The following is a 25299-nucleotide window of genomic DNA, read 5'->3' as shown; positions in this document are numbered from 1 at the left end:
TTGGCCGGGCCTCTGGGGCGGGTCCGGTTTCGGGAGGATGACCCCTTAAACTCTGGGAGAGAGAACATGCATAGAAGAACATTCGGTCTCGGCGTTGCAGGACTTGCAGCGTCGGTTGCCGCCGCACCAAGCCTCGGGCTTGCACAGGAGGCGAAGAAGGTCACGATCGGCGTGTCCATTCCGGCAGCCGACCATGGCTGGACGGCGGGCGTGGTGTTCCATGCCGAACGCGTCGCGAAACTTCTGATGGCCGAGCACAAGGGCCTCAATGTCATCGTGAAGACCTCGGCGGATCCGGCGAGCCAGGCAAACGCGGTGCAGGATCTGGCGGTGCAGGGCATCGATGCGCTCGTCATCCTGCCGAGCGATCCGGATCAGCTGGTCACCGCGATCCAGCAGGTGAAGGACGACGGCAAGTTCGTGGCGCTGGTCGACCGTGCACCATCGGTCAACGACAACACGATCCGTAATCTCTACGTGGCCGGCAACAACCCGGCGCTTGGCGAAGTGGCTGGAAAGTACATCGCCGAGAAGACGCCGGAAGCGCAGGTCGTCGTGATCCGCGGCCTGCCGATCCCGATCGACCAGCAGCGTCAGGACGGGTTCGACAAGGGGATCGCCGGTTCCAAGGTGAAGGTGCTGGAGCGCCAGTACGGCAACTGGAGCCGCGACGACGCCTTCAAGGTGATGCAGGATTTTCTGACCAAGCATCAGAAGATCGATGTGGTCTGGTGCCAGGACGACGACATGGCCGTCGGCGTGCTGGAGGCGATCGAGCAGGCGAAGCGCACCGACATTCAGTATGTCGTTGGTGGTGCCGGCTCCAAGGACATGATCAAGCGCGTCATGGACGGCGATAAGATGATGCCGGTCGACGTGCTCTATCCGCCGGCGATGGTGGCAACCGCCATGCAGCTGACGGCGGCCAACTTCTACGATCAGGTCCCGGTCAGCGGCAACTATATCCTCGACGCCACGCTGGTGACGAAGGAGAATGCGCAGAACTTCTACTTCGCCGACTCGCCGTTCTGAGATCACCAAGGCGAGAGGGGGCGTTTGTCGCAAGACGCCCTCTTTCCTCGCGTCGTCCCTGTGCTCGTGACAGGGATTCAAGCCAGCCCAAGTCGCTGGGCTGAAGAAAATTGCTCTGACCCGACGGAAATCGGGTCACTGGATTCCTGTGACAAGCACAGGAATGCCGGAGAGTTTGCGGAACGCACCGAGCCCGACATCGAGGGCGGCATATCGGAAAGGAAACACCATGAAGACGATCAAGGGTCCGGGCATTTTTCTCGGTCAGTTTGCCGGAGACAAGGCGCCGTTTGACAGCTGGGACGGCATCACCAAATGGGCGGCCGACAAGGGTTATCTCGGTGTGCAGGTGCCGACCTGGGCTGGCCAGCTGATCGACCTCAGACAAGCTGCCTCGTCGAAGGATTACTGCGACGAGTTCGCCGGTGTCGCCCGCCAGAACGGTGTCGAAGTGACCGAATTGTCCACCCATCTTCAGGGGCAGCTGGTCGCCGTGCATCCGGCCTATGATGACGCCTTCGACGGCTTCGCTGCGCCGGAAGTGCGCGGCAATCCGAAGGCACGTCAGGAATGGGCGGTCGAGCAGGTGAAGATGGCGATCACAGCCTCGAAGCATCTCGGCATCACGGCGCATGCCACCTTTTCCGGCGCGCTCGCCTGGCCCTACATCTATCCGTGGCCGCAGCGCCCGGCCGGTCTGGTCGAGACCGCCTTTGACGAGCTTGCCCGCCGCTGGACGCCGATCCTCGATCATGCGGACGAAAACGGCGTCGACGTGTGTTACGAGATCCATCCCGGTGAGGACCTGCATGACGGCGTCACGTTCGAGATGTTCCTGGAGCGGGTGAAGAACCATCCGCGCGCCAACATGCTCTACGATCCGTCGCATTACGTGCTGCAATGCCTGGATTATCTCGATAATATCGACATCTACAAAGACCGGATCAAGATGTTCCACGTCAAGGACGCGGAGTTCAATCCGACCGGGCGGCAGGGCGTCTATGGCGGCTTCCAGAGCTGGGTGAACCGGGCCGGACGGTTCCGTTCGCCGGGCGATGGTCAGGTGGATTTCGGGGCGATCTTTTCCAAGATGGCGGCCAACGATTTCGACGGCTGGGCCGTGGTCGAATGGGAATGCGCCCTGAAGCATCCCGAAGACGGAGCCCGCGAAGGCGCGGAATTCGTCAAGCACCACATCATCCGCGTGACGGAACATGCATTCGACGACTTTGCCGCCGGCGGCACGGACGAGGCGGCCAACAGGCGGATGCTGGGGCTTTCATAGAAACCCCTCCCCACAAGGGGAGGGCTTAACCTGCCGCACCCTTCGGTCATGACCCGAGACGGTGCGGAGGGGTCTCTCCCCCTTGTGGGGGAGATGGCCTGCAGGCCAGAGGGGACTTTCCCCGCAATGAATTTCCAAGGAGACATCATCGTGACCATCGAAGCCAAGGACGAACAGACACGCGCACCCCGTATCCGGCTCGGCATGGTCGGCGGCGGATCAGGTGCCTTTATCGGCGCGGTGCACCGGATGGCGGCGCGGCTGGATGACCGGTTCGAGCTTGTCGCCGGCGCGCTTTCCTCGACGGCGGAGAAATCGGCGGCATCGGGGCGGGAACTCGGGCTTGATACGGAGCGGACCTACGGCTCCTATGAGGAGATGGCGAGCCGCGAGGCGGAGCGCGAGGATGGCATCGAGGCGGTGTCGATCGTCACGCCGAACCATGTTCATTTCGATGCCGCCAAAGCTTTTCTCAAGCGCGGTATCCACGTCATCTGCGACAAGCCGCTGACCTCCAACCTTGCCGACGCGAAGGCGCTGAAGCAGGTAGCCGACGAGAGCGGCGCACTGTTCATCCTCACCCACAACTACACCGGCTATCCGATGGTGCGCCAGGCCCGCGAGATGGTCGAGAGCGGCGCGCTCGGCGATATCCGCATCGTCCAGGCGGAATATCCGCAGGACTGGCTGACCGAGGCGGTCGAACAGACCGGCGCCAAGCAGGCGGTTTGGCGCACCGATCCGGCCCAGTCGGGTGCCGGCGGCTCGACCGGCGATATCGGCACGCATGCCTATAACCTCGCCTGCTTCATCACCGGCTTGACGCTCGATAGCCTTGCCGCGGATCTAGACAGTTTCGTTGAGGGCCGCCGGCTCGACGACAATGCCCATGTCATGCTGCGCTTCGCGGCAAGACACGGCGAGAAGCCGGCCAAGGGCATGCTCTGGTGCAGCCAGGTGGCGCCGGGCCACGAGAACGGCCTGAAAATCCGCGTCTACGGCACCAAGGGCGGCATCGAATGGGTGCAGGCCGATCCGAACTACCTGTGGTTCACGCCGTTCGGGCAAGAAAAGCGGCTGATCACCCGCAATGGCGCCGGTTCCGGCGCCGCTGCTGCGCGTGTCTCCCGCATTCCATCGGGTCATCCGGAAGGTTATCTCGAAGCCTTTGCAACGATCTACACGGAGGCGGCACTGGCAATTCACGCCCACCGGACGGGCGCGAAACTGGACGAGGCGGTGATCTATCCAACCGTCGACGACGGCGTGAAGGGCGTCGCCTTTGTCGAGGCCTGCGTGGAGTCGTCTCGGAACAATGGTGCTTGGGTGAAGGTGTAAAGACTTGGTGGGCAGCGTCTGCCCCTCACCCTAACCCTCTCCCCGTAGACGGGGAGAGGGGACGTGGCTCGATCGGGGCAAGGCGCGTGCGGCAAAGGACCTTCTCCCCAACTGCGGAGACAAGGGTCCGCAGGACGCAGCCGGATGAGGGGCCTGGGGAAGAGGTGGCGGCAGCCGGATAGGCGTTGGAACCCTCGCCGCGGCCGGATTTGCCCTCAGTGTCAGGAGCCCAATATTGACATTTCCATTCAATCTGTACAGATATATGTACATTCTGAGAGGAGAGCATTGTGGCCCACGTTCGTTTGACCGAGTTTAGGCAGAACATTGCGACCCACTTCGACAACGTGCTCGCCTCTCGCGCTCCTTTGCTGGTCACGCGTCAGGGGTCAGAGGCGTTGGTTCTGATTGCTGAGGGCGAATACGAGAGCATGCAGGAAACTCTGCACCTTCTTTCCACTCCAGCGAATTCTGATCGGCTGCGCGAGAGTATTGCGCAGCTTCGCGGAGAAGAGCTGATCGAAAAAGACCCGACTCTCTGACATGAACCTTCTCTGGACGGGAAACGCCTGGGAAGAGTACCAATACTGGCAAAGCGTCGATCAATCGATGGTCGAGAAAATCAACGAGCTGATCAGGGATACGAAGAGATCGCCCTTCAAGGGGCTTGGAAAACCGGAACCGCTGAAGGGCAGTCTCTCCGGGTTTTGGTCGAGGCGCATTCATGGGGAACACCGACTGGTGTATTGTGTGTCGGGCAAAGGAAGCACCCAGCAACTCGAAATCATCCAGTGCCGTTTTCACTATGAGAGATAGTATAGAGCGCACCCAAGACGATAATCGCGAACGAGCTCGTCGCGCTGAACGGGTTTTCGCGCTCCAAAACCTGTACAACGGGCGGGCATTTGGGTACACGTCGCTGCTATGACGGCCGGGGTCATTGTCTCGGTCGCACCTCCATATGGCGGCATCCTGATGACTGATCCAAAGACCCTCGCAGCCCGTTTCCCTGGTGACTTCACCTTTGGTGTTGCGACCGCCGCCTACCAGATCGAGGGGTCGACCAAGGCGGATGGCAGGAAGCCTTCCATCTGGGATGCGTTTTCCAACATGCCGGGGCGCGTCCATAACCGCGACAATGGCGATATCGCATGCGATCACTACAATCGGTGGGAAGCGGATCTCGACCTGATCGCGGACATGGGTGTTTCCGCCTACCGGTTCTCGCTGGCCTGGCCGCGGATCATTCCTGAGGGCACCGGCCGGATCAACGAGCAGGGGCTCGATTTCTACGACAAGCTGATCGACGGATTGAAGGCGCGCGGCATCAAGGCATTTGCAACGCTCTATCACTGGGACCTGCCGCTTTCGCTGATGGGCGACGGCGGATGGGCCGCGCGCTCGACGGCTTACGCGTTCCAGCGCTATGCCAAGGTGGTGATGGCGCGTCTTGGGGACCGGCTGGATTCGGTTGCGACATTCAACGAACCCTGGTGCTCGGTGTGGCTGAGCCATCTCTACGGCGAGCATGCGCCGGGCGAGCGCAACATGGAGGCGGCCCTTGCCGCCATGCACCACACCAACCTCGCGCATGGACTGGCGGTCGAAGCGATCCGGCATGTGACGCCGAATGTGCCTGTTGGTCTCGTCCTCAACGCCCATTCCGTCATTGCCGGATCCGATAGCGCCGAAGACGGTGCTGCTGCCGAGCGTGCCTTCGACTTCCACAACGGCGCCTTTTTCGGCCCGGTGTTCAAGGGCGAATATCCGGCGTCGGTGATGTCGGCGCTCGGCGATCGCATGCCGAAAGTGGAAGAGGGCGATCTTGCCGTCATCAGTCAGAAACTCGACTGGTGGGGCCTCAATTATTACACGCCGATGCGCGTTCTTGCCGATACCGCTGAGGGTGCGGAATTCCCGGCGACGCAGCCTGCGCCCTTCGTCGAAACAGCGGTGACCGATATCGGCTGGGAGATCTATGCGCCCGCCATGAAATTGCTGGTCGAGGATCTCTACCGTCGCTACGACCTGCCGGAATGCTACGTCACGGAAAACGGTGCCTGCGACAATACCGATCTTGGCGCCGACGGCACAATCGATGACACGATGCGGCTTGACTACTATGTCGAACATCTCGGCGTCGTCGCGGATCTCGCCCGCGACGGTTATCCGATGAAGGGCTATTTCGCGTGGAGCCTGATGGACAATTTCGAGTGGGCCAAGGGCTATCAGATGCGGTTCGGCCTCGTCCATGTCGACTATCAGACGCAGGTTCGCACGATCAAGCAGAGCGGCAAATGGTATCGGGATCTGGCTGCAGAGTTCCCCAAGGGTAACCACGCACCGGCTTAATTTTGCGCTGCGTAGAAGATTTTTTCTCGTTTTCGCCGAATTTGAAATCTCATCCCTGTAAAACGTGGCGCAGGCGGGGCATTGATGCGCCATCAATAACGAGGCCTCCCGGCTTCATTGAAAGCCGATCGAATGCTCCGCAAAGTCACCTGTCATCGAATGTGCCGCTTGGCTGCATGAATTGAGACGGCGACCCTTGTCGCCGGGATGACCTGACTGAACGTGTGAGCTTATCATGACACTTGTTACTGCCGTGGCCGATGCCGCTTCGCCTGACGTGGCGAATGCTGCGCCCATGGTGTCGTTCGAAAAGGTGGTGAAGCGGTTCGGCGGTGCGTCCGGGCAGCCCGAATTCACCGCGCTCGACGGTATCGATTTTTCGGTCGCCCGCGGCTCCATCGCCGGTATCATCGGCCGATCCGGAGCCGGAAAGTCGACGCTGATCCGGCTTGTGAACGGGCTTGAAAAGGCGACGTCCGGCACGGTCGTGGTCGATGGCGTCGAAGTGGGCGGGCTCAGCGAAGACGGTTTGCGTTCGCTGCGCCGCCAGGTTGGCATGATCTTCCAGCATTTCAATCTGCTGTCCTCGCGAACGGCCTTCGACAACGTGGCGCTGCCGCTCGAGATTGCCGGTGTGGACAAGGCGGCGATCAAGGCCAAGGTTGGCCCGCTGCTCGATCTCGTCGGTCTCGGCGACAAGGCCGGGCGCTACCCGTCCGAACTCTCCGGTGGGCAAAAGCAGCGCGTCGGCATTGCCCGCGCGCTGGCAACCGATCCGAAACTGCTGCTGTCCGACGAAGCCACCTCGGCGCTCGATCCGGAGACCACGCATTCGATCCTTGATCTTCTGAAGCGCATCAATGCCGAACTCGGGCTGACCGTGCTCTTGATCACCCACGAAATGGAAGTGGTCAAGACGGTTGCCAGCCATGTAGCGGTGATCGATGCCGGGCGCATCGTGGAGGCCGGGCGGACGTTCGAAGTCTATGCCGATCCCAGGCACGAGACGACGCGCACGTTGCTTGCCTCCTCGCTCAACCTGCCGGAATGGCTGCGCAACGGCATCAAACGGCAACCATCGGCGGGGGACAGGGCGCTGGTGCGGCTGGTGTTCTTCGGCGACACGGCTTTCAAGCCTTTGACGGGACGTCTGGTTGCCGAACTTGGCGCCGACGTCAACATTCTCGCGGGCGCGATCGAGGAGATCGCCGGCGAGCCGTTCGGATCGCTGGTCGTTTCCTATTCCGCGGACCCGGCCGTGATGGCGAGGGCGCAACAATTCTATGCCGAGACCGGCCTGAAGACGGAGGTGCTCGGCTATGTCGCTTGAGATGCTCATCAACCTTCTCACCAAGGCGCTGACCCAGACGCTGCAGATGGTGGCGATCGCCGGCCTGATCGGCTCGGCCATTGGGCTGCCGATCGGCATTTTTCTTGCCACCAGCGGCCGTGGCGAGCTGTTTCCGGCACCGGCGGCCAACCGCGTCATCGGCCTCATCGTCAACGCCGCGCGCTCGACGCCGTTTATTATTCTGGTCGTTGCGATCATACCGTTTACCCGGTTGATCACGGGAACCTCGATCGGCACCAATGCGGCGATCGTGCCTTTGACGATCGCCACCATTCCGTTCTTTGCGCGGCTCGTGGAGGCGGCGATCCGCGAGATCGACAGCGGTCTCATCGAGGCGGCCCGCGCCATGGGGGCTTCGCCGATGCAGATCGTCTTCAAGGTGCTGCTCGCGGAAGCCCGGCCCGGCCTGATCCTCGCGCTCACCATGACCATGGTCAGCCTGATCGGCTATTCGGCGATGGTCGGTGCGGTCGGCGGCGGTGGTCTCGGCGATCTCGGGATCCGCTACGGTTACCAGCGCTTCATGCCGGAAGTCATGCTTGCCGTCGTCGTGGTGCTGATCGTTCTGGTTCAGCTGGTCCAGAGCGCCGGCGACAGTCTGGCCCGACGGTTCGACAGGCGCAACCGCAAGACCTGATCAACAACAAGCCATTCATTCTTTCAAATCCAAGGAGACAGACATGAAGAACATCATTCTCGCGGCCGCCTTCAGTGCGCTCACTGCCGCATCGGCCTTTGCCGAAGACATCAAGATCGGCGTGACGCCCGGTCCGCACGCGCAGATCATGGAAAAGGTCAAGGAAATCGCAGCCCCCAAGGGCCTCAACATCGATATCCTCGAATTCTCCGACTATGTCGTCCCGAACCAGGCGCTGGCTGATGGCGAGCTTCAGGCCAATTCCTTCCAGCACAAGCCGTATCTCGACAATCAGGTAACCGACCGCAAGTTCGACCTGATCGCCGTCGGCACAACCGTCAACTTCCCGATGGGTGTCTATTCCAAGAAGGTGAAGAGCCTCGACGAACTGAAGGAAGGTGCTACGGTTTCGATCCCCAACGACCCGACCAATGGCGGCCGCGCGCTGCTGATCCTGGCCGACAAGGGTCTCATCAAGCTCAATGCCGACAAGGGCCTCAAGGTCACGCCGGCCGACGTCACCGAAAACCCGAAGAAGATCGAGTTTGCCGAGCTCGACGCAGCTCAGCTTCCGCGTTCGCTCGATGACGTCGATGCGGCAGTGATCAACACCAACTTCGCAGTCGAGGGCGGTCTCAACCCGGCCAAGGACACGATCGCCAAGGAAGGCGAAAAGGCACCTTACATCAACATCATCGCGATCAACGCGAAGGACAAGGATGCAGCCTGGGTCAAGACGCTGGTCGACAGCTATCACAGCCCTGAGGTGAAGCAGTTCGTGCTCGACACGTTCAAGGGCGTCGTCATTCCGTCCTGGTAACACGTCGAAAGACGGTAGGATCTCAGAGTGAAGTGATCTAATCGAGCCGGTCTCCGCGGAGACCGGCTTTTCTTATTGAAGTTAACGATATCTGAAGAGATCGCCGTCCAATGTGGCCCCCTTAATGAAGGGGCGGGCTATTGTTGTTCATGCCGTCACATTTCCGGCGTTCCGTTCCGGCCGGCCGTCGGTCTGTCGTGGCGATGCAACTTGTCCTGTTCGCAGTTGTCGTCACGCTCGTGACCGTCTTCATTCTGACGGCCGTCGGCCGCATTGCAGATTATGCCAACCGGTATGACGACAGCCGCTCGATGCAGACCACCGAAGGCGCGCTGCAGACCTTCCGATCCCAGCTTCAGGCCACCCTCAACGATTATTCGGCATGGGATGATGCTGCCCAGTTCGTCTATGCCCAGGACGGCCAGGATTGGGTTGTCAGCAATTACGGCGATATGACGTCCAACAGCGGCCTGTTCGATATCGCGATCGTGATGGACACCGAGCGCAACGTGCTGATGTCCTATCAGGAGGGACGTCCGGCGGAATGGAACCCGCGCGAGTATTTCGATACGTCGCTCTGGACCTTGTTCGATCGGGTCCTGTCCACGGGTCGCGACGGTCTGCCGGAAGCCACGGGCTTTGTTCAGACACGCGACGGCGTTGCGGCTGTCGGCGTCGCCCTGGTGCGCGAAAAATCCGGCGCGCTCGACAAGCCGCTCTCGGAGAGACGGTTTCTCGTCTTTGCCCGCCAGCTGGACGAAAAGAAGGTGGCGGAACTTGCAAGGACCTATGTTGTCGAGGGTTTGCGGTTCATCGACAAGACAGATCAGACGAGCAACAGCGTCGAACTTCGCAACCTGCACGGCAAGCTTTTGGTCAAGCTTTCGTGGCAGCCGCGGCGTCCGGGCGACCTCGGCTTCTCCCAGGTGCAGCCTCTGGTCTACGGCGCGCTTGCCATGGTCGGGCTGTTTTTCCTGCTGCTCGTGGTCAGTGGCAGCATCACCCTAAACCAGCTCAAGCGCGACGAAGCCGATGCGAGACGGCTCGCGATGTGCGACCGGTTGAGCGGGCTTTTGAACCGGTCAGGTTTCTTTACCGCTCTCGACGCCCTTGTTCTCGAAAGCCGGGCGCAGGGCGCGCATGTTTTGCTTCTCTATCTGGATCTCGATGGCTTCAAGGAAGTCAACGATGCCTATGGTCACGGGACCGGCGACAAGCTGATCCGCGGCGTGGCGGCCGGGTTGAAGACGCTTGTTGGCAGCGAGGCGATCCTGGCGCGCGTTGGCGGCGACGAATTCGCTATCGCTCTTCCGGTGATGGGGGCATCTCCGGTGGCACCTATTCTCTGCGACCGCATTCTCGGCTTCTTCGGCGAGCCCTTCGTCATCGGCGAACGGGTGGCTGTGATCGGAACCAGTATCGGTGTCGCCATCTCGCCGCGCGGCAACGTGCCGGGAGAAGAGCTTGTCCGTCGGGCCGACATGGCGATGTACCGTGCCAAGGAAACCGGCCGCGGCCGCTATGAGAATTACCGGCCGGAAATGGATGCCGAGCGCGAGGAGCGCAACCGGCTGGAAGTGGACCTGCGGATCGCCATCGAGCGGCGCGAAATCAACATCGTCTACCAGCCCGTGGTGGATGCAACGAACTGGCGGCTGATCGGCGTCGAGGCGCTGGCCCGCTGGACCCGCAAGGGTTACGGACCGGTGCCGCCGGACGTTTTCATTCCGATTGCGGAATCAAGCGGATTGATCGACCAGCTGGGTCTGTTCGTCATGCACCGGGCCTGCGAGCGCATCGCCGACTGGCCCGGCATCAAGCTTGCCGTCAATATCTCGCCCGGTCAGTTCCGCGACCCTGAGTTTTCGCAGCATGTGGCCTCGATGTTCCGCAAGACCGGCACCGATCCGTCGCGCATCACGCTGGAAATGACCGAGGGGTATTTCATTCAGAACCCAGACCGCGCTCGCGCAGCGATTGCCAGGCTGAAAAAGCTCGGTGTCGAAATTGCTCTGGACGATTTCGGCGCTGGTTTTTCGAGCGTCGGATATCTGCGGCAGTTCGGTTTCGACCGGATGAAGATCGATCGCTCGCTGGTGCATGCGATGTCCGAGGGTGACCACGCGGTTCAGACGTTGCAGGCGACCGTGGCGCTTGCCCGTTCGCTCGGCATGCCGGTGACGGCGGAAGGCGTCGAGAGCGAGGACCAGGCGCTGAAGTTGCGGATGACGGGCTGTGATGAATTGCAGGGCTATTTCTTCGGTCGGCCGATGGAATCCCATGAGATCGACGTCATCTACCGCACCGACCGGGGACGGGACGGAAAGCGGATTGCCTGAAAACGTCTCAGGCTAAAGATGCCGCGGCACCTTTGTCTTCAGGATTGCAATCAGGCCCGCATCCATGAACCCGTAGTCGTCGGGGATATCGAGACAGATCAGCCGCTTGTTTTTGAGCTGCGAGCGATATTTCTGCTGGATCTTTGCCCGGTGGGTCCGTTCCATGACGAACAGGATGTCGGCCCATTCGATCAATTCGGCTGAGAGAGGGTTTTCGGCATCATTGTTGGTGCCGGCGGACGACACCTCGATGCCGGGCCATTCTGCAAAAACCTGCTCGGCCGTCGGGCTGCGCAGCTTGTTCTGGCTGCAGACGAAAAGGATGTTTTTCAGTTCAGGCCATCCTTCTCGGGGACGCTCAGCTACCGATATGCTTGACGCCGCGCTGTTTGGCGAGGGCGATCTGCAACTGGCGCTGACGGTAGCGTAACCGGTCTTCCTCGGTGCGGCTGTCGTAGCAATGGGAACAGGAGACGCCTTCCTCATACTTGGGCGAGGTGATCTCTTCGGCGGTGATCGGATTGCGGCAGGCGTGGCAGAGCTTGTGGTTGCCTTCCTTCAGGCCGTGCTCAACGGAGACGCGCTCGTCGAACACGAAACACGCGCCTTCCCAGAGGCTTTCTTCTTCCGGCACCTGTTCCAGATATTTCAGGATGCCGCCCTTCAGGTGGTAGACGTCCTCGAAACCCTGCTGCTTCATGAAGGCTGTCGCCTTTTCGCAGCGGATGCCGCCGGTGCAGTACATGGCGATCTTCGGCTTGTTGTGCAGGCCGGTATTGTTCTTCACCCAGTCCGGGAATTCGCGAAACGTCTTGGTGTTGGGGTCGACTGCGCCCTTGAAAATCCCGATCGCGGTCTCGTAGTCGTTGCGGGTATCGATGACGATGGTCTCGGGATCCGAGATCAGCGCGTTCCAGTCCTTGGCCTCGACGTAGGTGCCAACGATTCTGTTAGGATCGATATCCTCGACCCCCATCGTGACGATTTCCTTCTTGAGCTTAACCTTCATGCGCACGAAGGGCATTTTCGACGCGCGGCTTTCCTTGTGCTCCAGACTGGTGAATTCCGGCTGGGCGCGTAGGAACGTCAGAAGCTCCGCGATATCAGTGTCGGAGCCCGCCACAGTTCCATTGATGCCTTCGCGCGCGATCAGCAGCGTGCCCTTGATGCCGCGCGCGTCGCAGAAGGCCTGCAGCGGCGTCTGGAAATCCGCAAAACGTTCGAACCGCGCAAAGTGATAGAGCGCGGCAACGAGAAATGCGCCCGTGGCTTCGGGGCGGGGGAGAAGGTGGCTTTCGGTCATGCCGGTCCCATACAACCAGATGCGCTGTTGCGCAATGGATTGGGCGCTGTCGTCTTCACGACGCCGCGTGTTTCCAGAGGAGCGCGATCATCCTGCTTTCGGTGGCGGCACTATCGGAAAACACCGATTGGGCGATCGGCAGTGCTTCTTTCCGGAGTGCCTGCTGGCGGGCGATGATGGCGGCGAGTAGCCGCGCCAGCGTGTCGCTGTCGCCGAAAAGGTCGGGGCTTTCGTTGACGAGGCCCGAGAGAACGGAAAGATCGTGCTCGTGACCTAAAAGATCGACCAGTGATTTCGCCTCGGCCTGTTTGGCGCGCATCGCCGACGGCCAGATGTCGCGCAGGAGGGCAAGATGCATCCAGTAGGTCTGGCCGCTCTTGCGCAATTCGTGGAATGCCTCGGCATGGGCGTTGCCTTCGCATTCCTTGATCGCCGCCAGCGCCTGCAGGCGCTGTTTCTTCCAGACCTTGGCAAGCCGGTGGGCGGTCTTTTCCGGCTTGTCGTCCAGCGACAGGCCGTGCAGCGCGTCGATTGCCTCGTGACAGATGATCACCGCCGTCGCCATGCGGGCGGGCAGGTCTTCCTGGCTCTCGGCAATCTCGTCGCGGCGTTTGGAAAGCGCGTCGCGGGCGAATTCAAGCGCTGCCTTTTCCTCCGGCAGCGTGGACTGGCCGGCAAGATAATCGACCGTTTCGACGAGCGCCGTTGCATCGCGCACGGCAGAGAGGCTGCGGGCCATGTCGCCGATCCGGGTGTTTTCCCGGCTTCTGAATTCCTTGGCGTCCGGCTGGATCAGGCGGTACAGCGCCCGCACGCGCTTGAAACGCTTGCGCGCATCGTGGATCGCCGTGTGCGCCCCATCAGGCTTGTCGGCGAGATATCGGACCGCCTTCGACAGCTGCTGCTCGGCAACCGCGACGAACTCGGCGGTAAACGGCTTATCGGGTCGCAGGTGGTAGGCCATCGAGAAGCTCCTGGCTCAGATCCTGGTTGGCCATGACGGCGTTGGAATAGCGGCGATCGCCGGTGACGTCGTCACCGATCCAGTCCGGTATCGGCGGACTATCGGTTTCGTTTTCAAGTTCGACCTCGGCGACGACGAGCCCATCGTATACGCCCGCGTAGACATCGACTTCCCAGGTATAGCCCTGATGCTCGACATTGAAGCGCGTCTTGTCGAGGACGATGCCGGTGGCACCTGCGGCCATGTCCTTCGCATCGGCCAGCGGGATTTCGTATTCGAACTCCGAGCGCGAGAACAGTTCCGAGCCGATCTTGATGGTCAGCTTGGCCTTCTCGTCATCCATGATACGGACGCGAACCGAGCGATCGTCCGCGACAGCGATATAGGCCTGAAGGAACCGCGAGGAGGATGCGATCTCGTCCCGCCAGGCATCGTTCTTGACCAGATACTTGCGCTCGATTTCCTGTCCCATAAGTCCCGTCTTGGTTGTTGAGATGTACCGTAGCGCAAAGATGCACAAGGGCAAGAGTATCGGCAAGAGCATGGTAAAGCGGTGCTTCGGCCGGGTGCTTAAGAGAAGTCGGCAAGGGGCCCGAGGTTGCGTCGATCGGGGGATTTGTTCTCGACAATGACGTGATCGACCGTTATTTCCGGGCAAGGGATTTCAATCGTTTTAGGGAGTGTTCTTCATGGCTGACCAGAATCCGGGCCAGAACCCAAGCAAGACTGAAAAGCTGCTGACCATCCTGAAATTGCAGCCCGTCGTTCCGGTGCTGATCGTTGACGATGCGAAGTCTGCTGTCGGGCTTGCGCGGGCGCTGGTCGCCGGCGGGCTCCGGGCGATCGAGATCACCATGCGCACGCCGGCAGCACTCGACGCCGTGAAGGCGGTTGCAGCCGAAGTCGAAGGCGCCAATGTCGGTGCCGGCACGATCCTCAACGCGAAAGACTGGGAAGCCGCCGTGAAGGCGGGCTCGACCTTTATCGTGTCGCCGGGCGTTTCTCCGGGCGTGCTGTCGGCCGCCAAGGATTCGCCGGTTCCGCTTTTGCCGGGTGCAGCGACTGCCAGCGAAGTGATGACGCTCCGGGAAGCCGGTTACAACGTGATGAAGTTCTTTCCTGCCGAACAGGCCGGTGGCGCCGCCTATCTGAAGGCCCTGTCGTCGCCACTCGCAGGCACGCTGTTTTGCCCGACCGGCGGCATTTCGCTGAAGAATGCCAACGATTACCTGTCGCTCCCCAACGTCATCTGCGTCGGCGGTTCCTGGGTAGCCCCGAAGGAACTCGTCGCAGCCGGCGACTGGGCCGCCATCACCAAGCTCGCCTCCGAGGCCTTCGCGCTCAGGAGTTGACGGTAAAAGGTGGAATGACCAGCATGGGACCATGGAGGTCCCCATGCAGAATGGCTCATACGAACATGAACTGCGCCATAGGGGATCATGCCTCTGCGGCGCAGTGACGTTCACCGTAGAAGGTGACATTGCCGCGCCCGATGCGTGCCACTGCTCGGCGTGCCGAAAGCAATCCGGCCACTATTTCGCATCCGTCGATGTCGCCCGGGACAAGCTGGCCGTCGAGGGTGGTGAGAATGTTTGCTGGTATCAATCCTCCGAAAACGTGCGGCGCGGATTCTGCGGGACCTGTGGGTCCTCGCTGTTCTGGGATCCGACGCAGCGCGACTGGATCGCGGTCGCGATGGGTGCGTTCGATGCCTCGACCGGTGCACGGTTGAAGAAATACATCTTCGTGGCCGATAAGGGCGACTATTACGACATCGCCGATGGACTGCCGCAGAACCTGCGATAGGGCGTGGGGCCAGACGCCGTTTCTGACATTTTCGTTATCGGCAGCGCGGGAAAATTGTTTTCCTGTGTTGCCGTTCCTATCTCCGTGTTCGAATTCAACAGTAGGAGATACGGATGTTCGACGCAAAGAAGCTTCTTGACCAGTTCCTGGGCTCGCAGGTTCCCGGTCTTTCGGGAAGCGTGAAGGGCCGGGCTGGGCAGTTCGGCGATATGGCGAAGAACAATCCGTTGAAGTCTGCCGGCATTGCCGCCGCACTTCTCGGCACCAAGACCGGCCGCAAGATTGCCGGCAATGTGGTGACGGTGGGTGGCATCGCAGCTGTCGCGGGTCTCGGTTATCTCGCCTACAAGAATTACAAGTCCGGCCAGTCGCCGCAGGCAGCGCTGCAGCCGGCTCCGTCTGCTGCCGAGCCTATCGCGCTGCCGCCGCCGGACAGCCCGTTTTCGCTGCAGTCGCCTGAGCTAACCAACGATTTCGCCCTGACCCTGGTGCGCGCCATGATCGCTGCCGCCAAGGCGGACGGCCATATCGATGCGGCCGAGCGGGCCAACATCATGAACAAGGTGCATGAGGTCGATCTCGGCGACGAGGCGGAAGCCTTTATCCGCGACGAGCTTGCGAACCCTGTCGATATCGACGATCTGGTCGCCGCTGCCCGCACCGAGGAGCAGAAGGTGGAGCTTTACACCGCGACCCGCATGACGATCGATCCGGATACGCGTGCCGAGCGCGGTTACCTCGATCTTCTCGCGGGACGCCTGGGCCTGCCCGATGCCTTGATCGAGCATATCGATGCGACGGTCACCGCGGCAAAAGTGCCCGCTTAAAGGGCGAGAACATGGGTAACGATCTCGGTGACGTCTACCGCGATTACATCCATTGCCTGAACCGGCAGGACTGGGGGCGGCTCGGGCAGTTTGTGGATGACGATGTCATCCATAACGACCGGCTGCTCGGGCTGTTCGGCTACCGCGACATGCTCGTCGGGAATTTTAGCGATATTCCCGACCTTCGCTTCAGCATTGATCTGCTGGTCGTCGATCCGCCGCATGTGGTCAGCCGGTTGCTGTTCGAATGTTCGCCTCGGGCCGAGTTTCTGGGGCTTCCGGTCAACGGGCGCCGGGTGTCGTTTAGTGAAAACGTCTTTTATCGGTTCCGCGACGGCAAGATCGTGCAGGTCTGGTCGATTGTCGACAAAGCCGCCATCGAAGCGCAGCTGTGAGCTCCATCGATCGTCTCCGCCGGTTGCCTTTCGACAGGTGCTGGCCTAAGCCTTGATGCCTCATCTGCAGCGGTTGCGACGCAGCCGCTGCGCATCTTGCTGGACCTGCCCGAATGCGCGATCTTTCCAATTACAAAGTTGCCGCCCCCAGCCCCGTCACCCTGACCGGACGGTTCTTGACGCTCGAGCCCTATGACCGTGAAAAGCATCTGGCTGATCTCTGGGAGGCGCTGGGCGGTGCCGAGGGGATCAACGAGCTGATCCGCTATTTTCCGAACGATCAATATTCGACCGCCGAAGAGTTTGGCGCGTGGCTGGACAATGTGAATGCGAATCTCGGCTTCGTAACGCTGGTTGCGCGTGAAAACGCCTCTGGCGCGGTTGTCGGCATGGCGAGCTATATGCGGCCGGACCCGAAGAACGGTGTGATCGAGGTGGGGTCCGTGGCGCATGGGCTTGCCATGAAGCGGTCGCCGATGTCGACAGAGCTGCATTACCTGATGGCTCGCCACGTGTTCGAGACGCTGGATTATCGTCGCTACGAATGGAAATGCCACAACGAGAACGAGCCTTCCAAGGTGACCGCGCTGCGTTACGGCTTTACCTTCGAAGGCGTGTTCCGGCAGCACATCATCTCGCGCGGTGCCAACCGCGATACGGCCTGGTTTTCGATGATCGACAGCGAGTGGCCGGTGATCAAGGCCGGGTTCGAGGCCTGGCTCTCGCCCGATAATTTCGATGAAGACGGCCGGCAGAAAAAGCGGCTGGAAGATCTCAGGGCCGAATTTGCCGGCGGGAAAACCACATGACGCCAGAAGCGAAATCACAGGCGATCGCGGCTGCCGCCATTCTCTTCGGCGCGGCGCTGGTCATCTATCTCATGCCGACCATCGTGTTGTGGATCGGCAATTACTCGCCGCTGCTGGCGTTTTTCGTCGGCGCGCTGCTGGTTCTCGGCTTCTTCCTGATCTTCTGGCTGCGAGCCCGGCATCAGCGGCGGAAGTAATCGTGAGATAGGGTCGGGCGGAAGCCCGAAAACGTCTTCATCCCTGCGCTTTGCACAGGGATGAGCGTGGAGAGCTAGCCGCTCGCCCTTAAGCCGGCTTGGCGCCGATCGCTTCCAGCTCCGCCATCACATCCGCCGACAGTTCGATATCGGCGACGGCGAGGTTTTCGCGCAGGTGTCCGCGCGACGACGTGCCCGGGATGAGCAGGATGTTCGGCGAGCGCTTCAGCAGCCAGGCCAGTGCCACCTGCATCGGCGTTGCGTCGAGCATTGCTGCGACATCCGACAGCGTCGAGGATTGCAGGGGCGAGAAGCCGCCGAGTGGGAAGAAGGGGACGTAGGCCGTGCCTTCTGCCGCCAGATGATCGATAAGGTCATCGTCGTCGCGGTGCGCGAGATTGTACTGGTTCTGGACGCAGACGATCTCGGTGATCTTGCGGCCATCCTCGACCTGCTTTCGCGTCACGTTCGACAGGCCGATATGCTTGATAAGGCCCTCGTGCTGGAGTTCGGCAAGGACCGTCAGCGGTTCTTCCAGCGAGCCTTCGGCCGGGCCATGGACGTCCAGCATGGAGCGCAGGTTGACCACCTCCATCGCATCGAGACCGAGATTCCTGAGGTTATCGTGGACGGCCTTCGTGAGTGCTTTTTTCGAAAAGGCCGGGTTCCAGGATGCGTCCTCGCCTCTGAGGGCGCCGACCTTGGTGACGATGACGAGATCGTCGCCATAGGGATGCAGCGCTTCGCGGATGATCTCGTTGGTAATATGCGGACCGTAGAAGTCGCTGGTGTCGATATGGTCGACGCCGGCTTCGATGGCTTCGCGCAGCACCGCAACCGCTTCCGCGCGGTCCTTCGGCGGGCCGAACACGCCCTTGCCGGCTAGCTGCATGGCGCCGTAGCCGAGACGTTTTACGTGTCGGTCGCCGAGTTTATAGGTGCCGGCTTTTTCAAGATTGGTCATGGTTTTACTCCCTATCGGTGAGGCAGAGATAGCGCTATCCAGGCCGCGCGATAATTGGTTACAATTCGGACGGGCTGTACGGCAGGGCGGACAATGAAATACGACGCTGGTGATCTCGGGGCATTCGTCGCGGTGGCGAGGACTAAAGGGTTTCGCGATGCGGCCCGGCTGACCGGCGGAAGCGCTTCCGGATCGAGCGATGCGGTCAGGCGCCTGGAAGAGAAGATCGGGGTCCGGCTTCTCAACCGCACGACCCGCAGCGTGACGCCGACGGAGGCGGGCAGGGCACTGCTCGACCGGCTGGGGCCGGCGCTTTCGGAAATGGAAGCGGCGCTCGACATGGCGGCCGGGTTTCGGGGCCGGCCGGCCGGGCTGTTGACGCTGAATGTGCCGGCCAGTGCGGCGCGGATCGTCCTGCCGCAGATCGTGCCGGCGTTTCTGGCGGCCTATCCGGATATCCGTCTCGACATCATGACTGACGAGAGCTTCGTCGATATCATCGCTGCCGGCTGTGACGCCGGCATTCGCTATGACGAGCGGCTGGAGCAGGACATGATCGCCGTGCCGATCGGACCGCGCGTGCAGCGTTTCGCATTGGGCGCGTCGCCCGCCTATCTGGCAGCACGGGGGCGGCCGGACCATCCGCGCGATCTGTTGGCGCATTCCTGCATCAGGAGCCGGTTCAGGGACCGTCCGGTCACGCCCTGGGAATTCGAACGCGATGGCGAGGAGGTGGTGGTGGATCCGCCGGCGCAGCTGATCGTGCAGGCGGGTGGCGGGTCTGATCTGGGCGTTGCCGCGGCAATCGCGGGCACCGGTATCGTGGCGCTGTTCGAGGACTGGCTGAAGCCGCATTTTGACAGTGGTGCGCTGGAACCGGTGCTCGAGCCGTGGTGGCCCTCATTCTCAGGGCCGTTTCTCTATTATCCCGGGCGACGACTGGTACCGGCTCCGCTGCGCACCTTCATCGATTTTATCAAGGCGATGCCGCAGACGCGCTGAGCGTTCAGCCCTGCAGCGAGGCGCCGAGCAGGGAAAGGCCGATTAGCAGGATGAACAGGGCGCCGCCGATCTCGATCGCATGGCCGATGCGTCGTCCGCTGCGCGAGCCGGGGCCTGCGAATTTCAGCGCGATATCCTTGGCGCCGACGGCAAGGGTTGCAAGGATCGTCACCGTGATCGCCGTACCGATCGACATGGCGAGAACGGACAGCACGCCGCCGAGGTAAAGCCCGTTCAGAAGCGAGAAGCTCATGACGAGGATGGCGCCGGAGCAGGGGCGCAGTCCGACAGCGATGATCGCCGACCAGGCTTCCTTCAGGTTGAAATTCTTGGCACCGAGCGTCGACGGATCCGGCATGTGACTGATGCCGCAGGCCTCGCAGGTGTCGCTGTCTCCCTGGAATGCGTGGTCGTCGATTTCGACTGCCTGGAATTTGAGGCCGGTCGAGCGTTGGCCCGTGGAAGAGCCGTCGAACAGCATGGCGGTCGATCCGCCGGCTGCGGTCGCGCCTGCCGCCGTGCGGCCGCGGTCGGGAGCGCGCACGACCTGCATCCGGAGTGCCCGGATCTTCTTGACCAGCAGCCAGGCGCCGAACAGGGAGACCATCGCAAAGCTTGCGACTTCCATGGTCCAGGTGGCCTGGGTCATGGTGATGCCGGTGCCGCGGAGCAGGACGAAGGCAGCGCCGACCACGAGGATCGCGACGAGGCCCTGAAGAAGCGCTGAGATGAAGGAGATCGTGACGCCGCGGCGCAGTTCGACTTCGTTGGCGATCATGTAGGAGGAAATCACCGCCTTGCCGTGGCCGGGGCCGGCGGCGTGGAAGACGCCATAGGCAAAGGACAGGCCGATGAGCCCGACAAGCGCGGACGGATCCTCACGCATCGCCCGCAGCGCGCCGGTCAGAGAGCGGTAGAAGCCCTGCTGGTAGGCATTGATCCACTGGAAGAAGGGGGCGAGCGGCCCGCCTACCGAGAAGGAGGGTTCTGCTGCACCGACGCCGAGCGGAGACTGGGCGTGGGCGGCGGTGGCGACCAGCGCCGCCGCGAGAGCGGCAAACAGCAGGCCGGTCGACGCTTTCCTCAGCATGTCACTTCCATGCGGGTGGCAAAGAGCTTGGTCATGTCGGTCCCCGTCGGATCGTTGAAGAAAGCATCTGTCAGAGACGCGCTGTTTTGCGAAATCACGTCGTCTGGATCGGGCCGTACGACCTTGTGCTGGCACTTCTCGAAGCCCGCACCCTTCAGCACCAGATCCTTGTCGGTGGGGAAGTCGATCGCCGTGTACATGGTGGGGTCGTAGATGCCGAAGGTGAGCTTGCCCTTGAGAGGGACCGGCTTTTCAGGCTTCACCGCAAAGATCAGCATCAACTGCTTGTCCTGCATCGTGGTGTGAAAGACTTCCGGCTTCTTTATGCCGATCTGGGCGCCGTCCAGCGTCACGGTCGAGAAGTAATGGTAGTCCGCAAGCGACGTGCGGATGGTTTCGCCGAGTTCGGCCAGCTCATGCGGATCGAGCTTGAGATCGCCGTTCTTGTCGAAATCGAGGATCACGCTCGACGAGAACACCTCGTCGAAGCGCCAGACATTGCGCAGTTCCTGCACGGTGCCATCGGCGCCTGCGACAATCTCCAGCCGGGCCTCGGCAAAGATATGCGGATGCGCAAGTGCCGGCGCTGGAACGGCGAAGGGTGCAGCCATGGCCGCTGCCGTCAGAATTGTCGCAAGTCTGTTTCGCATATCCGAGCAGGTCCAGCATATTGCGCAGCGGCATTGCGTCCGGACCTGCGCCAAATCAAAAGGGGTGTCGTTCGTCCGTCCGCAAGCTGTGGTCTGGCCCCGAAATGGGACGGAATTTCGACTGCGGCGTTACAGCATTACATGTCAGCGCGGCTGGCGGAACCAGTTGGCGAGAAAATCGACGAAGCTTCTCACCTTGGCCGGGAGGTAGCGGCGATGCGGATAGACCGCATAGATGCCGCGTTCACGGGTGATGTATTCGTCGAACAGGTTGACCAGTTCGCCCGACTGGATCGAGGCCATGGCGACGAAGTCGGGGATGATCGCGACGCCGAGACCGGCACGGGCCGCGCGCAAGGTTGCCTGCGGACTGTTGACCTCGATCGGGCCGGAGACCGCAACTGAAATCATCGAGCCATCAGGATCGACGAAGCGGATATTGTTGTGCCAGCGCGAATTGGTGTCGATAATGAACGGCACCTTGTTCAGCTGCTGCGGATGCGTGAGGGGCCCGTATTGCGCCACGACATCGGGCGTCGCGACCGCATGGACCCGGAAATCGGCAAGCTTCTTGGCGATCAGGCCGGAATCCTCCAGCCGGGTGATTCGGATCGCCAGGTCGAAATTTTCCTCGATCAGGTCGACAAACCGGTCATCGGCGACGATTTCCAACTGGACGTCCGGATGCGCCTTGGCGAAATCGATGAACGACTGGCCGACATCCGCATCGATGAAGGTGCGCGGCACGGAGATCCGCAGGCGGCCCTTGAGATCGGCATTGTTCTCGCGCACGAGGTCGGCAAGATTGTCGATCTCCTTCAGGATATCGGCAGCGGTGCGATAATAGGTGTGGCCCGCCTCCGTCATCGAGAACTGGCGGGTGGTGCGGTTGAGAAGAAGCGCGCCGAGATCGTCTTCCAGTTCGCGGACATATTTCGACAGCAGCGCCTTGGAACGGCCGGTGCGACGGGCGGCGGCCGAAAAGCCCTCGGCCTCGACCACGTCGATGAAGGCGCGCATGCGGGTGAGTGTGTCCATGTGGCGAATCTGCTCCGGGAAATCGATCAGCCTTGAAGGCCTAGCGCATAGGTTAGCGCCACATTCAGGCGTAATATATCTTGTTGGCTTAGGCAGCCGATGACGGCACCGATTTTATGGCGAACCACCGTTGCCGGTTTGTCTGCCATAATATCGGACCTGACACGCAGCCCATTTTCTGGAGTTGGATCAACCGTCACACGAAAGTCGGCCAGTTCGTTGATGGTTGAAGTTAGTTGGCAGACTGCAACAGCTTGATGGCCATCTTCCAGGAGAGCATTTTGCGTGACGATGACCGCAGGGCGCGGCTTTCCAAAATCTCCCGCCGTGGCCACCGTTACGACATCGCCGCGCTTCATTCCAGATCGCGGTCCTCATTGTGGAACATCGACACAGCCTCTATCCAGCGCATCACATCCGCTTCCTCTTCGGGGTCCATAGCGGCAATGGCTGCCTTGAGACGAGCGCGGAAGACCGGATCGTTTGCATCCGGGACCGACACCAGTCTTTCAGGGTGCAAGACCTCCCTCAACGGCGTCTCGACGGCTTCTGGCTTTCTTGCTGTAGGCATCTGATTTCTCCAGTCGTGCCTCTATTTCCGTAATGTAAACCGACGCGTGCCCGTGCGCAAATTCTACCGGGGGCTGCCTTCCCATTATTTTCCCCCCGGCCCAAAATACCGCTTGATTATGACCGCGAATATTCTTATCTCCCGTGCAGCCCAAAGTCGCACGTGCCCGTGGGTGTCCGCCGACCCTCTATTTGGTGAGGTCATCGGTAAGGTACCTGGAACTAACCCCTCCAGTCGCTATTCCGGCCATCCGGGAAATGCGAGGACATCTAAAGCAACGACGGTGCGGGCCTTTTTGTTCTCTCCCGGCTTTCCAACAGCCGGGGTTACTGAAGAGGCACACCATCATTGCCGGAAGTGCGGTAGGGACCTCCCTCCAATCCATGGCAGACAAAGCCGGATTTTCGTTCTTGGCAGAACGTTGATCCACTTACCGCGCGTTTGAGCGTGTCAGGGAACCGGTGTCTCCACCGACTGGATCCTGGCGCATGTTCATCCGTCCTTTGTCCTCCGGTTCGCAAGCCGGAGCCTTTGAGATTTGGAAGGGATTGACCATGACCACTGCCCGCATCCTCGACTTCATCAAGACCCAGCGTCCCGATGGTCCCTACCTCGTGGTCGATCTCGATGTCGTGCGCGACAATTTCAACGCCTTCCGTCATGCCCTGCCGGATAGCGCGATCTACTACGCCGTGAAGGCCAATCCCGAGCCGGCAATCCTCAAGCTCCTCGCTTCGATGGGTTCCAACTTCGACTGCGCCTCCGTCGCCGAAATCCAGATGGCACTCGATGCCGGTGCAAACGCATCGCGCATCTCGTTCGGCAACACGATCAAGAAGGAACGCGACATTGCGCGTGCTTTCGCGCTCGGCGTTGGCCTCTACGCCGTCGACAGCCATGAGGAAGTCGAAAAGATTTCCCGTGCAGCTCCCGGTGCAAAGGTGTTCTGCCGCGTGCTGACCGATGGCGAAGGCGCCGAATGGCCGCTGTCGCGCAAGTTCGGCTGCGTGCCGCAGATGGCCGTCGACGTTCTCGTCTACGCACACCAGCTTGGTCTCGAAAGCTACGGCGTCTCGTTCCATGTCGGTTCGCAGATGACGAAGGTCGATGCCTGGGATGCGGCTCTGGCCGATGCCAAGCGCGTGTTCAGCCAGCTCGCAAAGCAGGGTATCGTTCTGCAAATGGTCAACATGGGCGGCGGTTTCCCGACCAAGTACTTGCGCGACGTGCCGAAGGCAGAAGAATACGGCCAGGCGATCTTTGCTTCGCTGCGCAAGCATTTCGGCAATAACCTGCCGAAGACGATCATCGAGCCCGGTCGCGGCATGGTCGGCAATGCAGGCGTCATCAAGGCTGAAGTCGTTCTCGTGTCGAAGAAGTCCGACAACGACAACCACCGTTGGGTCTTCCTCGACATCGGCAAGTTCGGTGGTCTCGCCGAAACCATGGACGAGGCTATCCGTTACCCGATCCGCACCGAGCGCGACGGCGACGCGATGGAGCCTTGCGTTCTGGCCGGTCCGACCTGCGATTCGGCCGACGTGATGTACGAGAAGAACATGTACCCGCTGCCGATCTCGCTTTCGATCGGCGACGAGGTTCTGATCGAGGGCACCGGCGCCTACACGACCACCTATTCGGCGGTTGCGTTCAACGGCTTCGATCCGCTCAAGGCCTACGTCATCTAAGGCGTTACAAGCGTCACTACTTTCGCGGTTCCCGACCTCCAGACGGGAGCCGCAAATTCACAATGATCGTCCGATACCGTTTGAAACGGTTTTAAGTGCGGGAGGCCAAGATGGCCACTGTTCTTGATTCTGTCCGTGCGCTGTTTGCGCCCGCGTCCACATTCACCATCACTGCCGAAACTCCGGCCGACGTGGTGGCTCGTGAAACTCTGCTCGATCGCGCCATGGGCGCCGACCGACGCTTGAAGTCGTCCGAAAAGATCCGCCAGAACCGCGTGCCGGCCGAAGGCCTGGCGCTGGTTGCGCGCGACGAGGACGGCCACGTCATCGGCACGGTGCGCTTGTGGAACATCGAGGCCGGCATTTCGCCAGAAGGCAACGCCATCGACGCGCTTCTGCTCGGACCGCTTGCCGTCTGCTCGTCGCATGAGGGCAAGGGCATCGGGGCGGCTCTGATGCGTGCGGCGATCGGCCAGGCGCATGATCGTGGCCATGGCGCCGTGCTTCTGGTCGGTGACGCCGCCTATTACGAGCGCTTCGGCTTCTTCGGTGGCAAGACCCAGCATCTGGTGATGCCCGGCCCCTGCGACCGTGCGCGCTTCCTGGCGCTGGAGCTGAAAGCCGGTTGGCTCGAAGGTGCAGCCGGCATGATCGTTGCGAGTGGGCGCAAGCTCGCCTGAACGGCTGCTGCAATTGAGAGATCCATAGGACCCCGTCTCCCCGAAAGGGGGGCGGGGTCTTTCGTTTTTCGACGGGAGAGAGCTGACGCAATGGTCTCACGCTCCGTCACCTTCGCGTGAATCGTTGGGCTCGGCCATAGTCGCGTGCTGGTCTCGACCTA

At 61.2% G+C, this 25299-nt stretch carries 29 protein-coding genes; 19 read left to right on the top strand and 10 right to left on the bottom strand.

Going from position 1 to position 25299, the window contains the following annotated elements:
* Positions 1-66 precede the first annotated feature (66 nt).
* The 10 genes from ACQY1K_RS14080 (at position 67) to ACQY1K_RS14035 (ending at position 11154) form a co-directional block, all read left to right on the top strand.
* Positions 67-1032: a substrate-binding domain-containing protein gene (locus ACQY1K_RS14080; protein ID WP_062582095.1), complete on the top strand. Its 966-nt coding sequence runs from the start codon at positions 67-69 to the stop codon at positions 1030-1032.
* Between the two features lie 229 nt (positions 1033-1261).
* Entirely contained in the window at positions 1262-2317 is a 1056-nt protein-coding gene (locus ACQY1K_RS14075; protein WP_062461174.1) for a sugar phosphate isomerase/epimerase family protein, read from the top strand.
* Positions 2318-2467: 150 nt separating this feature from the next.
* On the top strand, positions 2468-3655 hold the full coding sequence (locus tag ACQY1K_RS14070) for a Gfo/Idh/MocA family protein (protein WP_430257642.1): 1188 nt from the start codon (positions 2468-2470) through the stop codon (positions 3653-3655).
* Between the two features lie 290 nt (positions 3656-3945).
* On the top strand, positions 3946-4197 hold the full coding sequence (locus ACQY1K_RS14065) for a type II toxin-antitoxin system Phd/YefM family antitoxin (RefSeq protein WP_430257641.1): 252 nt from the start codon (positions 3946-3948) through the stop codon (positions 4195-4197).
* A 1-nt stretch (position 4198) separates the two neighbouring features.
* Positions 4199-4471 (top strand): Txe/YoeB family addiction module toxin, encoded by a 273-nt coding sequence (locus tag ACQY1K_RS14060; RefSeq protein ID WP_430257640.1) that lies wholly within the window; start codon positions 4199-4201, stop codon positions 4469-4471.
* Positions 4472-4630: 159 nt separating this feature from the next.
* Positions 4631-6007 carry a GH1 family beta-glucosidase gene (locus ACQY1K_RS14055; RefSeq protein WP_430257639.1) on the top strand — a complete coding sequence of 459 codons (1377 nt, stop codon included), beginning with the start codon at positions 4631-4633 and terminating at the stop codon, positions 6005-6007.
* Between the two features lie 295 nt (positions 6008-6302).
* A complete protein-coding gene (locus ACQY1K_RS14050; protein ID WP_062583085.1) occupies positions 6303-7337 on the top strand; it encodes a methionine ABC transporter ATP-binding protein in 1035 nt (344 codons plus the stop codon).
* Positions 7327-7995, top strand: a complete 669-nt coding sequence (locus ACQY1K_RS14045) for a methionine ABC transporter permease (protein ID WP_062461169.1) — start codon at positions 7327-7329, stop codon at positions 7993-7995. The genes ACQY1K_RS14050 and ACQY1K_RS14045 overlap by 11 nt, the downstream gene beginning before the upstream one ends.
* A gap of 43 nt (positions 7996-8038) precedes the next feature.
* Positions 8039-8815 carry a MetQ/NlpA family ABC transporter substrate-binding protein gene (locus tag ACQY1K_RS14040; protein WP_062461166.1) on the top strand — a complete coding sequence of 259 codons (777 nt, stop codon included), beginning with the start codon at positions 8039-8041 and terminating at the stop codon, positions 8813-8815.
* A 203-nt stretch (positions 8816-9018) separates the two neighbouring features.
* On the top strand, positions 9019-11154 hold the full coding sequence (locus ACQY1K_RS14035) for a bifunctional diguanylate cyclase/phosphodiesterase (protein WP_430259023.1): 2136 nt from the start codon (positions 9019-9021) through the stop codon (positions 11152-11154).
* A gap of 12 nt (positions 11155-11166) precedes the next feature.
* Here the strand turns inward: ACQY1K_RS14035 and ACQY1K_RS14030 are convergent, their stop codons facing one another.
* The 4 genes from ACQY1K_RS14030 to ACQY1K_RS14015 are packed head-to-tail and all read right to left on the bottom strand — an operon-like array spanning position 11167 to position 13893.
* Positions 11167-11487, bottom strand: coding sequence for a low molecular weight protein tyrosine phosphatase family protein (locus ACQY1K_RS14030; RefSeq protein WP_430259021.1), 321 nt, complete (start codon positions 11485-11487; stop codon positions 11167-11169).
* Between the two features lie 25 nt (positions 11488-11512).
* Positions 11513-12457: a rhodanese-related sulfurtransferase gene (locus ACQY1K_RS14025; protein ID WP_430251062.1), complete on the bottom strand. Its 945-nt coding sequence runs from the start codon at positions 12455-12457 to the stop codon at positions 11513-11515.
* Positions 12458-12512: 55 nt separating this feature from the next.
* Positions 12513-13421: a CHAD domain-containing protein gene (locus tag ACQY1K_RS14020; protein WP_430257638.1), complete on the bottom strand. Its 909-nt coding sequence runs from the start codon at positions 13419-13421 to the stop codon at positions 12513-12515.
* Entirely contained in the window at positions 13396-13893 is a 498-nt protein-coding gene (locus ACQY1K_RS14015) for a CYTH domain-containing protein (RefSeq protein ID WP_430257637.1), read from the bottom strand. The genes ACQY1K_RS14020 and ACQY1K_RS14015 overlap by 26 nt, the downstream gene beginning before the upstream one ends.
* A 217-nt stretch (positions 13894-14110) precedes the next feature.
* Here ACQY1K_RS14015 and ACQY1K_RS14010 point away from each other — a divergent pair, with 217 nt between their 5' ends.
* The 6 genes from ACQY1K_RS14010 to ACQY1K_RS13985 all read left to right on the top strand — a co-directional run bounded on the left by ACQY1K_RS14010 (position 14111) and on the right by ACQY1K_RS13985 (position 17455).
* Entirely contained in the window at positions 14111-14773 is a 663-nt protein-coding gene (locus ACQY1K_RS14010; protein ID WP_430257636.1) for a 2-dehydro-3-deoxy-phosphogluconate aldolase, read from the top strand.
* A gap of 43 nt (positions 14774-14816) precedes the next feature.
* Positions 14817-15227, top strand: a complete 411-nt coding sequence (locus ACQY1K_RS14005; protein ID WP_430257635.1) for a GFA family protein — start codon at positions 14817-14819, stop codon at positions 15225-15227.
* 113 nt (positions 15228-15340) lie between these two features.
* Complete coding sequence (locus tag ACQY1K_RS14000; protein ID WP_430257634.1) at positions 15341-16054, top strand: tellurite resistance TerB family protein; 714 nt, start codon at positions 15341-15343, stop codon at positions 16052-16054.
* Between the two features lie 11 nt (positions 16055-16065).
* The gene (locus ACQY1K_RS13995; protein WP_430257633.1) at positions 16066-16449 is read left to right on the top strand and encodes an ester cyclase; all 384 of its coding nucleotides are present in this window, start codon (positions 16066-16068) and stop codon (positions 16447-16449) included.
* 113 nt (positions 16450-16562) lie between these two features.
* On the top strand, positions 16563-17258 hold the full coding sequence (locus ACQY1K_RS13990) for a GNAT family N-acetyltransferase (protein ID WP_430257632.1): 696 nt from the start codon (positions 16563-16565) through the stop codon (positions 17256-17258).
* Positions 17255-17455 carry a hypothetical protein gene (locus ACQY1K_RS13985; RefSeq protein WP_062461139.1) on the top strand — a complete coding sequence of 67 codons (201 nt, stop codon included), beginning with the start codon at positions 17255-17257 and terminating at the stop codon, positions 17453-17455. The genes ACQY1K_RS13990 and ACQY1K_RS13985 overlap by 4 nt, the downstream gene beginning before the upstream one ends.
* Positions 17456-17543: 88 nt before the next feature.
* On the opposite strand, the gene ACQY1K_RS13980 is transcribed toward ACQY1K_RS13985, so the two are convergent.
* On the bottom strand, positions 17544-18419 hold the full coding sequence (locus tag ACQY1K_RS13980; RefSeq protein ID WP_430257631.1) for an aldo/keto reductase family oxidoreductase: 876 nt from the start codon (positions 18417-18419) through the stop codon (positions 17544-17546).
* A gap of 93 nt (positions 18420-18512) precedes the next feature.
* Here ACQY1K_RS13980 and ACQY1K_RS13975 point away from each other — a divergent pair, with 93 nt between their 5' ends.
* Positions 18513-19421: a LysR family transcriptional regulator gene (locus tag ACQY1K_RS13975; RefSeq protein ID WP_430257630.1), complete on the top strand. Its 909-nt coding sequence runs from the start codon at positions 18513-18515 to the stop codon at positions 19419-19421.
* Between the two features lie 4 nt (positions 19422-19425).
* Here the strand turns inward: ACQY1K_RS13975 and ACQY1K_RS13970 are convergent, their stop codons facing one another.
* From ACQY1K_RS13970 to ACQY1K_RS13950, 5 genes are all read right to left on the bottom strand, one after another.
* Positions 19426-20511, bottom strand: a complete 1086-nt coding sequence (locus tag ACQY1K_RS13970; RefSeq protein ID WP_430257629.1) for a nickel/cobalt transporter — start codon at positions 20509-20511, stop codon at positions 19426-19428.
* Entirely contained in the window at positions 20505-21161 is a 657-nt protein-coding gene (locus tag ACQY1K_RS13965; protein WP_430257628.1) for a DUF1007 family protein, read from the bottom strand. The genes ACQY1K_RS13970 and ACQY1K_RS13965 overlap by 7 nt, the downstream gene beginning before the upstream one ends.
* A 144-nt stretch (positions 21162-21305) precedes the next feature.
* Entirely contained in the window at positions 21306-22199 is an 894-nt protein-coding gene (locus ACQY1K_RS13960; RefSeq protein WP_062461123.1) for a LysR family transcriptional regulator, read from the bottom strand.
* A 26-nt stretch (positions 22200-22225) separates the two neighbouring features.
* Complete coding sequence (locus ACQY1K_RS13955) at positions 22226-22558, bottom strand: type II toxin-antitoxin system PemK/MazF family toxin (RefSeq protein WP_192086006.1); 333 nt, start codon at positions 22556-22558, stop codon at positions 22226-22228.
* The gene (locus ACQY1K_RS13950) at positions 22555-22770 is read right to left on the bottom strand and encodes a hypothetical protein (protein ID WP_192086007.1); all 216 of its coding nucleotides are present in this window, start codon (positions 22768-22770) and stop codon (positions 22555-22557) included. The genes ACQY1K_RS13955 and ACQY1K_RS13950 overlap by 4 nt, the downstream gene beginning before the upstream one ends.
* Before the next feature lie 554 nt (positions 22771-23324).
* Between ACQY1K_RS13950 and odc2 the strand changes: the two genes are divergently transcribed.
* Together odc2 and ACQY1K_RS13940 are read left to right on the top strand one after the other, a co-directional pair.
* Positions 23325-24458, top strand: a complete 1134-nt coding sequence (odc2, locus tag ACQY1K_RS13945) for an ornithine/lysine decarboxylase (protein ID WP_062461910.1) — start codon at positions 23325-23327, stop codon at positions 24456-24458.
* A gap of 110 nt (positions 24459-24568) precedes the next feature.
* Entirely contained in the window at positions 24569-25138 is a 570-nt protein-coding gene (locus ACQY1K_RS13940) for a GNAT family N-acetyltransferase (RefSeq protein ID WP_062461118.1), read from the top strand.
* The last annotated feature ends 161 nt before the right edge of the window (positions 25139-25299 follow it).

The sequence above is a fragment of the Neorhizobium sp. IRS_2294 genome (assembly GCF_050500145.1).
Classification (GTDB): Bacteria; Pseudomonadota; Alphaproteobacteria; order Rhizobiales; family Rhizobiaceae; genus Neorhizobium; species Neorhizobium soli.
Note: the sequence above shows the minus strand (reverse complement) of the source record. Positions and strands in the feature narration are given on the sequence as shown.